Here is a 12,950-nt window from a genome sequence, read left to right as displayed (position 1 = left end):
TAATAATTTTACTAACTATAATTGAGCATAGTCATTTGCCATATAGTCTTTAGTTAAATCCCAATTAGGAAATTCAAATAATGACAAATCAACACCTGCAGCATTAGCAGCTCTATTCCATTCTTTAGTTTGAGCATTAGCTAATTTATCTAACTCTTCATTATAAGTTGGTAAACTTTGTGCAAAGATACCTTGTACAATTGCTCCTAAAGTTGGAGAAACTTCATGTACAGAAGAATATACTTTATAAGCATCCATATCTCTAACAGTTGCAACAGGAATTACTCTTGAACAATCTTGAGCAGTATTATAGAAATCAATTAAATGTTGGTTGCTCATATATTTTTCATTAATAGTTGGTACTAATGAAATTGCTCCACCACCACTAACTAAAGCTTCTTGATAACCATATTTATCTTCATATAATGCCATATAATATTCAGCAGCTAATTCAGGATGTTTAGAATTTTTATAAACACCTAACCAAGATTGTGGCATAGTTGATGGACAACCATATTTTTCACTTTGATTATCTGGAACAGGAGGTGCTACTGTAGTGTAATTAGTAAATTCAGGATATGAAGCTAACCATGGAGCTACACACCAATTTCCTTGCATTAAAAAAGCTGCATTACCTTGTGCAAATAAATCACGAGCAGTTGGAGCATTAATGTTTGGAGTATCTGGATATATTAAACCTTTAGCAGCTAATGTGTTTAAGAAATCTAGTGCACCTTTCATCTCTGCACTATTAAATGTTGATTTGCCATCAACTGTAACAATTTGTTTACCACCATCACCAATTTTACCACCAGCCATACTACATAAAGCTGTTGCCATTACTTGGTTTCTATTAAATTGCTTTCCACCTTCGATTAAACCATAAGCTTCACCATTAGTTGAATCAACAACTTTTTGACAAGCATCTATAAATTCTGAATAAGTTTTAGGTAATTGTTTTACGCCAGCCTGTTCTAGTAAATCCATATTAACAAAGAATACTGAGTTAATAATTGAATCAGTTTCAGGGAAAGAATATAATTCACCATTATAATAGGATATACCATTTACTAATTGTGATTGTTTCAATGTTGATAAGAATTCATCATCTACATATTGTGTAATTGGTTGGAACCAACCTTGATCTACACATGTTGGTAAATTCATATTATTAGGAACAGGAAATAAATCCGGTGCATCATCACCTTTCAACATTGTTACAATTGTATTTTTAAATTGATCAATTGTTAAACAAGTATATTCAACTTTTACACCAGGATGTTCTTCTTCAAATTTTTTATTAAAAGCAGCTCTTTCTGTTGTTTTTGAATCACTCCAGTCAATAGCTCTTAAAATAATAGTACCATCATCAGTTGTAGCGTTTTCTTCCTTTTCTTGAGCTCCACTTGCAAATAGCATAGTAGTACTTAATAAAAATACCATAATAGCTAAAATACTTTTTTTCATTTTTATTCCTCCAAATGATTTTATTTTTTTAATCCTTCAAACATCCAGGCTTTATAAGTTTCAACACCTGGTTGATCGAATGGATTTACATCCATATATACACAAGAGATGTAAGTTACATAGAAGTACATGTACATCAATTGTCCTAATTCAAATTCTTCTAATTTTTCTACTTCAATTACACAAACAGGTAATCTAGAACTATGTGCTTTTATAGTAGCCATTTCAGAAATCTTATTTACTTCAGTTAAAGTTTTATTATTTAAGTAATCAAACTCATCTTCGACATTATTTTTTAATAATGGTATATCGAAAGATTGTTTATTTATCTTAATAAATGTTTCAAATAATATAGGGTTTCCACTTTGTATAAATTGCCCAATAGAATGTAAGTCTTCACTAAAATTAGCTGTAACTGGGAATATTCCTTTATTATCTTTACCTTCACTCTCTGCATCTAATTGCATCCACCATTTTGCAAATCTAAATAATCTTGGTTCAAAGTATGACAACATTTCAATATTTAGATTTGAAGAATAATTAGCAGTTCTAAATGCTATATAATTAATTACATCCTCATTATATTTAATATCGCTTGCAATATTTTTAGCACCTTCTACAAGAGCTTTAATATCATAATTAGCAAAAGCTATAGGTAATAAACCAACATTAGAAAATAGTGAATATCTTCCTCCAAGCTCGTTTGGAAAATCTATAAAGGTATAACCTTCTTTTTTAGATAATACTTCAAAATAACTATTAATTGTTCCTGTTGTAATTACCCTTTCATTATAGGTTTCACCATATTTTTTAATTAACAAATCTCTAAAAATTCTAAAACCAACACCAGGTTCAACTGTTTTAAAATTCTTTGCGATAACATTTATACAAAAATCTCTGTCCCCTATTGAATCAATAACATTTTTAGCTTCATAAGAACTTAAATTATTTCCTGCCCAAATTACTTCAAAATCATCTCTTTTTTCTAAAGCTTCAATTACAGCTCTAGCTCCTTGATTTGAGCCACCTATTCCAATTACCACTAAAACAGATGCTATTTTTCTAATTTTAGCTGCTAAGTCATTAATTTCATCCAATTTTTGAGTATTAGCTTCTTGATCTAAATCCCACCATCCTAGACTTTCTTTATATTTACTATTTAAAGAATCAACTGAATTGATAATATCAATAATCTTATTTCTTTGATTATCTACAGAAATATTAGATTCACTGTTTATTGTAACTTTCATTATTTAGTTATTTCCTTTTTCACTTTATTTAGATAATCAATAGCATTTTTATATCTATCTCTTTCAACAGGACCAACTTCATATTCAACTACTAAAATTGAGTTATCGATGTTATTCATACAAGTTAATAAAGGCTTAAAATTAACTTCACCTTCTCCAATTTCAGTATAAGTATTTTGCTTTTCATCAAAGCATGTAGCATTATTCATTTTAATGAAATTTGTATCTCTGATATGAAGATAATAAAAACGATTAGGATATTTTTTTATAGTAGATAAGTAATCATAATTTTCACTAATAGCCCAACCTATATCTAAAGCAAAATTAAGACTAGGAGCATTATTAATTAAAGAATTATATATTAGATTATCATTTTTAAATTCCCAAAAATGGTTATGATATAAAACTTGAATACCGTACTCTTCGTATATGTATTTAACAACTACTTCAATATTTTTTGCTACTTTTTCAACAAAACTACAATTTATTAGTCTTGGTTCACCAAAATCTTCTTGATCTCTTAAATCCATATCAGGAAGTTGTCCTGTCATTATAATTCTACTAGTTAGGCTTGTTTGTTTTAGTATTTTTGCAACTTCACTAAGCTCTGATTTGCATTTTTCTATATCATCTACAAAATCAACTAATGAACATCCCTTATGTAATCCAAACACTTCTAAACTATTTTCTTCTAATTTTGGTAACATAGTATTAGCATTTTCAGGATTAAAAAATCTTGAACCAAATTCGATACCTTCGGCTCCTGTATAGTTTAAGTCTTTTAAAGTTTTATCTGTTTTATTCGCAATATCTTCTTTATAAAGAACTGCATGACATCCTATTTTCATCATTACTCCTCATTAAGTTCAACTAAAATATTATTTTTACTAGATTTATAAGACTCATCGAGTAAATATTGAATATAACTCCCTCTTTTGAAATCTCTAGAAGATTTTGGGCTATTATTTAATATATTTTCTACAAACTCTTTGACCTCATGATAAAAGCCTATTGAATGAGCATTGCTTGCTTTATTATTATTTATTAATAAATATTCATTTGGGATATTTAGTGTTTTCTTCTTTAATCCACCATAGCCTTGATTAACATCCTTTAAAATTACATCGATAGTATCCATTTTATCCCCATCGATTAATGCATAACCTTTATCACCATAAAGTTCTAAAGAATGTGTAGCTCCGATTCGACTTGCAGTTAAATTAGCCAATACATTTTTCTCTGTTTTACATGAGAAAATACAAACATCATCATTAGAAACTTTTTCAAAATTAGCAGAAGTTTCACTTTTTCTCTCAGATATATAGCAACTAGATTGTGCAAAGATTGTTTTAAATTTACCAATTTTTGAACTAAATATATAATCAATAATATCAAACATATGAGAACCGAAATCAGATAGTGCACCAGAACCTGAAGTTTCTGTATTTAATCTCCATTCTCTTTTAACATCTGTATTTGCGAACCTTCCACCACCTAAAGACATCTTGATATATTGAATATTTCCAAAAGTATCTTTTTCAATTAAGTCTTTTAGATATCTATAAAATGGTTGTTCTCTATAGCAAAGACCTATCATATTTACAATATTAGATTTCTCAATACTTTCAATTAATTCAAAAGTATTTTCTCTATTAGTAGAGAAAGGTTTTTCGCATAAAACATGTACCTTTTTTTCTGAAGCTTTTAATGCAATAGGAACATGTGTATTATTTGGAGTACAAATGCTAATAGCATCAACATTATCTAATAAATCATCTAAAGAATTATAAATTGTTGCATCATCTAGATTGTATTTCTCTTTATATTTAATGCATTGATTCTTTTCTTTATCGTATAAAGCAACAATAGTTACATTATTATTTAAAGCTAAATAGGATTCTATATGTTGCTTTGCTATACCAATGTGCTCCCCCATGCCTATAATCCCAACTTTAATTTTCATTATATAAACTCCTTGTTAATTATTTTTAATAAATATTCTCGGCTTTTTATTAAACCATCCTCAACTTTTTCTATTGAACCTTCATACCTCATATCTTCATGTTCAATGCTTATAGTTCTATCAAATTCAATATCATGAACAGCTTTAAAGAACGTTGTCCAATCCAAATCTCCGTCTCCAGGGATACAATATCTCCACCACGAAAAATCAGTTAAAAAACCTAAATCACTTAATACCTCATGATTTACAATTGTATCTTTAGCATGTATTTGAAATATTTTATCTTTAAACTCGTATAAAGGTTTTATTGGATCTATATGTTCCCAAATAAGATGAGAGGGATCATAAGTTAAACCAACCATATTACTATTTAGTCTTTCAAAGATTTTTCTCCACATATAAGGAGAAATAGCTATATTCCCCATTAAAGGACAATTTTCAAAAGCAATTTTTACATTCTTTTTTTCAGCTTTTTCTACAATTGGAGCAAATAATTCATAAAATTCATCTAGACTTTTTTCAGGTCGTAGCCTTATTGAATCTACACTGTCATAAACTCCCTCACTTATTTGCTTATTTATTCCAGTAGATGTTGTAATTTGAGAAATGCCTAATTTACTTGCAAACTCAATTCGATCCATTAGACCTTTTATGTGAAGATTTGCTTCATCAACATTACTACTTAAATAATTTCTACAATATGTTAATGAATTGATATTAACGCCATAGTTAATTACATTTTCAAACCGTTCTTGATCTAAGGCGATAGTAGGACCAACTTCTAAGTCCTCAAAACCATTTTGCTTTGCAAAATATGCAATATCCTTAATATCAGTTAATCCATTCTTAACTAATACATTAGTCATAAATCCTATTTTCATAATTTTTCCCTTTTAATTTTTTACAGCACCTGCAACACCATCTACAAAATATCGTTGTAATAAAATAAATACTAATAGAATAGGTACAACAGAAATGGTTGCTCCAGTTGCAATACCAGTCCAATCAATAGTGTTTTCACCTTTAAAAGCATAAAGTCCTACTGCTAATGTTCTACTTGATGGGTTATTTAAAGTTAATGTCAAAGGTAATAAAAAGGAGTTCCATGTCCACATAGATTCCATAATTATAGTAGTAATCGCTATTGGATTTGCTAAAGGTCTCATTACATAAAAATAAGTTTGTGGGAAATTACATCCATCTATACAACTTGCATCTGTTAATTCTTTTGGTATTTGTTGATAAAAAGAAGAAAATAAAAGTAAGAATATTACGTGTGCTCCACCTGCTCCTGAAATAATTACTCCAGCTCTAGTACCAACTAATCCTAAATTTTTAATAATTTGATATATAGGAATAATAGTGCTTACAAGTGGAATCGATATACTACTAATAAAAATAGCAACAAGAGCTTTTCTTCCAACAAATTTATAACGTCCAATAACATAACCTGCCATTTGAGACATGACTAATACAATTACAACAGTGCAAACTGTAATTATAACAGTATTTAAAAAGTATTCATTAAAATGAGCTTCTCTCCAAACTCTAGTAAAATTTTCAAAAGAAAAATTTTCAGGAATAATGCTTAATTTACTACTAAAGAATTCTTTATTTGTTTTAAAAGAAGCCGCTATCATCCACAAAAAAGGATAACACCATAAAAAGCCTATTACTAATAAAAGTATATGTGTTATTGGATTACCATGTTTAAATCTATTTTTCATCATTTCTCTCCTAAATTGAACTTGAGTTGCTAAGTTTATTTTTTAAAGCTGAAGTACTTGCAACAATAATAATTACAGTTATACCAAAGAGAATTGCTGAAGCACTTGCATAGCCAACTCTTGGTAATCCAATTTCAGAAGAGAATGCACTTCGATATACAAAAGTACCCATAACATCAGTTTTATAGAAAGGTCCACCTTCAGTCATTGTTTTAACAATATCAAAAACTTTTAGAGAATTTATGCAACAAAGAATAGTTATAATACCTGCAGTAGGAGCAATTAATGGTAATATAATCTTATAAAACTTTTGAAAACTATTTGCTCCATCAAGTTCAGCAGCTTCATACATTTCAACAGGAATGCTTTGTAATCCAGCTATCCAATAAATCATATAAATACCACAATCTTTCCAAACAGAAATTAGTACAACTGTTGTAAGAGCATACTTACCATTTGTTAAAAAACCGATTGACTTCTCAGTTATATGAAAAATTTTCAACACTTCATTTACAGGGCCTTGTGTTCCAAAAATAAAAATCATGATAATACCTATTACAGCTGCAGTAGTTACAACAGGCATGAAATATATTGTTCTGTAAAAAGTTTTACCACCAAGTCTTCTATTATTTAAGACTAAAGCTAAAAAGAGAGAACAAATTAATATTAATGGAACATATTCAATTGTATATTTAAAACTATTAAAAAAAGCATTCCAATATAATTGATCTTGAAAAAGTTCTTTATAATTACTAAGTCCTATATACGTTCCGCTTACTGTCAAACCGGACCAATCTAATAATGAATAGTATATACTACATATTATTGGCCAACCTTGAAAAAATATATAAAAAATAAGAGTTATACTCACAAAAGCCCAACACCAAAGATTTGTACTCAATGGTAATTGATTCCTCTTATCATTAGATTTCTTCTTCCTCATTTTTCACCCTCAAATTTTGTTATTCTTATAAATAATTAAATAATAATTTTTTAATTAATTAAATTGATTAATTAATTAATTATACAATAAAACACATTACCTCATTAGTCAATGTTTTTTTTCATTTTTCATTTAACAGATTCTATTGATAAGTCTTAATCGATTAAAAAAGCAAATAAGTTTTTAAACCAAACAATAAGTATTATATTTGAACAATATTTTACATAAACAACAAATCTGTTATTTTATTTATTAAAGATGACTAAATATAATAATAATTAAATTATTAATTAGTTAAAACTATAGTAAATAGTTTGACGATTATTTTTATTTGATGATATTATGAATCAATGTTTAAATAAAAGGGAAACAAAATTTTGAACAAAATCAAGACATATATTATTTTTTTAATATTATTAATATTACCAAATACATTTATATTTGCCTCAGATAGTTCTCCATATAATATATTGTTATTTAACTCATATCATTTAGGTTATACTTGGAGTGATGAAATATATACAGGTATTTGTACTGTTCTTGAAGGGAATGACCATCCTTATAATATTGATATTGAATATATGGATACTCAAAAAACTATAAGTGAAAATTATTTAGATAATTTATATGATATATACTATTGTAAATTTATTAATTCTAATTACGATGTAATAATAACAAGTGATGATGCAGCTTATAACTTTTTAAGAGAACACGGGGAAAATCTTTTTGGTACAACCCCTATTGTATTTTGTGGTGTCAATTCATTTAATGAAAAGGAAATTGAAAACCTCCCTAATTTTACTGGAGTTGTAGAAACTTATGATATTTCAGGAACAATTAAATTAGCATTAGAACAAAACCCTAATACTAAAACTATATATTATATAAACGATGACTCACTAACTGGTAAAAGCATAATGAAAGAATTTTTACCAGTTATTGATGAATATTCTGATCAAGTAAATTTCATAAGGATTGATGGTTCTAATTATCAAAACATTTTAAACCAAAGCAATAATTTAGAAGATGATAGTATTGTATTATTTTTAATCTACTTCCTTGATAGAGATAACAATAGATTTGAATACGATGAAGCTATATCTTTATTATATAATGAATGTAATCGACCAATCTATGGTGTATGGGACTTTCACCTTGGACACGGTATTATTGGTGGTAAACTCGTTAGCGGATTCAATCAAGGGGAACTTGCTGCAAACCAAGCAATAGAAATATTAAATGGCAAAGCACCTAAAGATATTGATGTTATTACTGAAGATACAACTTCTTATGCATTTGATTATGAAATTCTTGATAAGTATAATATTTCTGCTGAAAATTTACCTAAAGAAAGCAAATTAATAAATATTAAAAGTGATGATTCATACCATGTTCTTATTTTACATTCCTATAATCGTAATCTTCAATGGACAGAAGATATAGAAAGAGGTATTAGAGAAAACATACAAGGGGCAAGTGATAATGTAACTTTTTCTATTGATTATATGGATGCAAAACAACATCCAGAAGAAAAATACCAAATGTATCTTTATGATTTTTTATCAAAAAAATATTATTTAAATTCATTTGATTTAGTAATTACAAGTGATGATGCAGCATTTAATTTTATAACCAATTATTCTAATTTAGTATCTGATGATACTCCAATTTTCTTCTGTGGAGTAAATAATAAAGTAGATTCAACCTCTATTGATACTAATAAAATTACTGGTGTTATTGAAAGCAACGACTATCAATCAACTATAGAAATTATGAAAGATTTCCATCCTAATAGAGATCGAATAATAGTAATAAATGATAATACTATCACAGGTAAAGCAAATAAAAAAAATATTGAAGAAATTATTCCACAATTTGAAGATGATTTAGATTTTGTTTTTTTAGAAGATTATAATATGAACGAATTGTTATTAGAATGTGAAAGTTTAACTGATAGAGATAGCGTTTTATTACTTAGTTTTACACAAGATCGATCCTTTAATAATTTCACATACAATGAAAGCTTAAACCTTATTTCAAGCCACACTGAAGTTCCAATTTATGGACTCTGGGATTTTTACTTAGGAAATGGAATTGTTGGAGGAAGTCTAAAAAGTGGGTACAATCAAGGAGCTCTCTTAGCTGAAATGATTACTTCTTATATCTCAGGGACTCCTATTAGTGAAATGCCTATTCAAATAGCTGGACTAGATGAATATCAATTTGATTATGAACAACTTTCTAAATTTGATATACCAATAAAATCTATTCCACAAGAAGCAAAAATAATTAATAAACCTTTCTCAATAGTTGATTTTATAGAAAGAAATATCATTTATATATCAGGTGTAATACTTCTTTTATTAATTATATTATTAATGTCATTAAATATTAATCTCTCAAAAAAAGTAATAAAACAAGAAAAATCTCAAGCAAGAACTGATAAATTAACAGGCATATTAAATCGAAGAGCTTGTTTTGAAGTATTAGAAGAAAGAATAAATTATTGTAAAGAATCAAATACAGATTTAACAATTTGTTTTGCAGATATTAATAAATTAAAATTTGTTAATGATAATTATGGCCATGAAGTCGGTGATATATTAATTAAAAGCATTAGTGATGTTTTTGCTAGAAACATAAGGAATAAAGATTCAATTTGCCGTCTAGGTGGTGATGAGTTCTTATTTATTTTCCCTGAATCTGATATTGATCAAGCTCAAGAAATTCTAAATCTAATTTATAAACAGCTCGAAGTTATTAACAATTCTAAAAAATATCCATTTACATTAAGTTTTAGTTATGGTTTCTCCTCTTATGATAAATATATATGTAATAATGCTTCAACTCTAATTAGTATTGCTGATAAAAAAATGTATGAACATAAAATAAATCAAAAGAAAAAAAGTAAGAAAATATAAATTTTCATTATTATTTAATTACTTAAAAATCCTTAGAAAAAGGTATTATATTAAAATTTATTTGACAAATAGTTTCTTAGGGTAATAATATTGCTAATATACAAATATAAGGGAACCCACATTTTGAATAAAATTAAGAAGTACATATTATTTTTTATATTACTATTATTACCAAGTACAATTATTTATGCATCCAATGAAAAGCCTTATAACGTATTATTATTAAATTCCTATCATGTTGGGTACAAATGGAGTGATGAAATCTATACTGGAATTTCTACTATATTTGAAGCTACAGGACATCCTTATAATATAGATATTGAATATATGGATACTCAGAGAATAACTAATTCTCAATATTTAACTAATCTCTATAATGTCTATTCCAATAAATATGAAAACTCGAATTATGATGTAATAATATCAAGTGATGATGCAGCTTATAATTTTTTAAGAGAGCATGGGGAAAATCTTTTTGGTACAACCCCTATTGTATTTTGTGGTGTAAACTCTTTTAATCCTAATGATATTGAGAATTTACCTAGATTTACTGGTGTTGTAGAAACATATGATATTTCTAAAACTATTCAATTAGCCTTAAATCAAAATTCAAATATAGAAACCATTTATTATATTAACGACGATTCCTTGACAGGGAAAAGCATAATGAATGAATTTGCCCCAATTATGGAAGCATATAGTGATAGAATTAACTTTGAAAAAATTGATGGTTCTAATTATCAAAGCATTTTAAACAAAAGCAACAACTTAGAAGATGATAGTATTGTATTATTTTTAATCTATTTTGTAGATAGAATGAACAACTATTATTCATATGATGAATCAATTTCCATGCTATATGATGTATGTAACAGACCAATATATGGAATTTGGGATTTTCTTCTTGGTCATGGAATAATTGGCGGAAAACTCGTAAGTGGATATAAACAAGGAACATCAGCTGCAAAGCAAGCTTTAGAAATATTAAATGGAAAATCACCTAATGAAATCAATGTTATTACTGAAGATATAACTTCATATGAATTTGATTATAACATTCTCAATAAATTTGATATCCCAACCGAAAATCTTCCTACAGATAGTAAATTAATTAACATTAAAAAAGAAGGTTCTTCTCATATACTAATATTACACTCTTATGATAGAAATCTTCAGTGGACAAAAGATATAGAGAAAGGACTAATTGACACCTTAGATAAAAATTCAAGCAACATTAAATATTCTATTGATTATATGGATGAAAAGCAACATCCAGAAGATAAATATCAAATTCACCTATACAATTTTTTAGCTGAAAAATATTATTTAAATTCATTTGATTTAGTAATTACAACAGATGATGCCGCTTTTAATTTTATTACAACATATTCTAATTTAATTTCTGATGATACTCCAATCTTTTTCTGTGGTGTAAATAATAAAATAGATTATACACTTATTGATACTAATAGAATTACTGGTATTATTGAAATAAACGATTATAAGTCTACAATTGAAATTATGAAAGAATTCCATCCTGATAGAAACAAAATTATTGTAATTAATGATAAAACTATAACAGGAAGAGCAAATAAAATAAATTTAGAAGAAGTAATTCCTGATTTTGAAAATGATTTTGAATTTGAATTTATAGAAGATATAAATATGAATGAATTACTCTTAAGATGTGAAAATTTGACCGATAATGAAATTATTCTTTTACTTAGTTTCACAAAAGATCGTTCATTTAATGATTTTAGTTATGATGAAAGCTTAGAACTAATTTCTGAACATACAGAAGTCCCAATATATGGACTTTGGGATTTTTATTTAGGCAATGGAATTGTAGGAGGAAGTTTAAAAAGCGGATACACTCAAGGAACCATGCTTGGTGAAAAAGTATCATCCTATTTATCAGGAACTCCAATTTCTTTAATACCAATTGAAGAAGCGAAATTAGATGAATATAAATTTGATTATGAACAACTTGAGACTTTTAATATTCCAAAAAACATAATTCCAAAAGATTCAACTATTATAAATAAACCATTTTCTTTAGTTTCTTTTTTTGAGAATAACATATTATTCATAGCATTATTCATTCTTATATTATTAATTATAATAATTGTTTTGATGTGGTTAAGCATATCTCTTTCAAAAAAAGTTATAAAACAAGAAAAATCACATGCAAGAACTGATAAATTAACAGGTATTTATAATAGAAGAGCATGTTTTGAGATATTAGAAGAAAAAATAGAATATTGCAAAAAAACAAATACAGAATTAACAATATGCTTTGCAGATATCAATAAACTAAAATATATTAATGATAATTATGGCCATGAATTCGGTGACTTATTAATAAAAACTATAAGTGAAGTTTATACTAAAAATATTAGAAATAAAGATTTTGTTTGCCGCCTTGGAGGTGATGAGTTTTTATTTATTTTCCCAGAAACCAATAATATTTTAGCACAAAATATCTTAGATAGTATAAATGCAAAACTTAGAATAATTAACTCATCAAAAAAATATTCTTTTGTTTTAAGTTTTAGTTATGGCTTTGCATCATATGACAGTGAATTATTAAATAATGTTTCATCATTGATTAACTACGCTGATAAAAAAATGTATGAACATAAAATAAAACAAAAGAACAATTCAAATAAATAATCC

Annotated in this window: 9 protein-coding genes; 2 read left to right on the top strand and 7 right to left on the bottom strand. The window is 26.9% G+C overall.

Annotation, left to right across the window (positions count from 1 at the left end; all coding sequences use genetic code 11):
- Positions 1-15 precede the first annotated feature (15 nt).
- Genes ACPKM0_RS03325 through ACPKM0_RS03295 form a run of 7 tightly spaced genes read right to left on the bottom strand, consistent with a single transcriptional unit; the run spans position 16 to position 7,350 of the window.
- Positions 16-1,467: an ABC transporter substrate-binding protein gene (locus tag ACPKM0_RS03325; protein WP_472473386.1), complete on the bottom strand. Its 1,452-nt coding sequence runs from the start codon at positions 1,465-1,467 to the stop codon at positions 16-18.
- A 20-nt stretch (positions 1,468-1,487) separates the two neighbouring features.
- On the bottom strand, positions 1,488-2,717 hold the full coding sequence (locus ACPKM0_RS03320; protein WP_472473385.1) for a glucose-6-phosphate isomerase: 1,230 nt from the start codon (positions 2,715-2,717) through the stop codon (positions 1,488-1,490).
- The gene (locus ACPKM0_RS03315; RefSeq protein ID WP_472473384.1) at positions 2,717-3,565 is read right to left on the bottom strand and encodes a sugar phosphate isomerase/epimerase family protein; all 849 of its coding nucleotides are present in this window, start codon (positions 3,563-3,565) and stop codon (positions 2,717-2,719) included. Before ACPKM0_RS03315 ends, ACPKM0_RS03320 begins: the two co-directional genes overlap by 1 nt.
- Positions 3,566-3,567: 2 nt before the next feature.
- The gene (locus ACPKM0_RS03310; protein ID WP_472473383.1) at positions 3,568-4,680 is read right to left on the bottom strand and encodes a Gfo/Idh/MocA family protein; all 1,113 of its coding nucleotides are present in this window, start codon (positions 4,678-4,680) and stop codon (positions 3,568-3,570) included.
- On the bottom strand, positions 4,680-5,561 hold the full coding sequence (locus tag ACPKM0_RS03305; protein WP_472473382.1) for a sugar phosphate isomerase/epimerase family protein: 882 nt from the start codon (positions 5,559-5,561) through the stop codon (positions 4,680-4,682). The genes ACPKM0_RS03310 and ACPKM0_RS03305 overlap by 1 nt, the downstream gene beginning before the upstream one ends.
- Positions 5,562-5,573: 12 nt before the next feature.
- Positions 5,574-6,407 (bottom strand): carbohydrate ABC transporter permease, encoded by an 834-nt coding sequence (locus tag ACPKM0_RS03300; protein WP_472473381.1) that lies wholly within the window; start codon positions 6,405-6,407, stop codon positions 5,574-5,576.
- A 10-nt stretch (positions 6,408-6,417) separates the two neighbouring features.
- Positions 6,418-7,350 carry a carbohydrate ABC transporter permease gene (locus tag ACPKM0_RS03295; protein ID WP_472473380.1) on the bottom strand — a complete coding sequence of 311 codons (933 nt, stop codon included), beginning with the start codon at positions 7,348-7,350 and terminating at the stop codon, positions 6,418-6,420.
- 377 nt (positions 7,351-7,727) lie between these two features.
- Between ACPKM0_RS03295 and ACPKM0_RS03290 the strand changes: the two genes are divergently transcribed.
- Together ACPKM0_RS03290 and ACPKM0_RS03285 are read left to right on the top strand one after the other, a co-directional pair.
- Positions 7,728-10,274, top strand: a complete 2,547-nt coding sequence (locus tag ACPKM0_RS03290; protein WP_472473379.1) for an ABC transporter substrate binding protein — start codon at positions 7,728-7,730, stop codon at positions 10,272-10,274.
- A gap of 123 nt (positions 10,275-10,397) precedes the next feature.
- Entirely contained in the window at positions 10,398-12,947 is a 2,550-nt protein-coding gene (locus ACPKM0_RS03285) for a diguanylate cyclase domain-containing protein (protein ID WP_472473378.1), read from the top strand.
- The last annotated feature ends 3 nt before the right edge of the window (positions 12,948-12,950 follow it).

This window comes from Pleomorphochaeta sp., assembly GCF_050031695.1.
Lineage (GTDB): Bacteria > Spirochaetota > Spirochaetia > Sphaerochaetales > Sphaerochaetaceae > Pleomorphochaeta.
The sequence above is the reverse complement of the archived record's forward strand: the minus strand, read 5'-3'. Positions and strand labels throughout refer to the sequence as shown.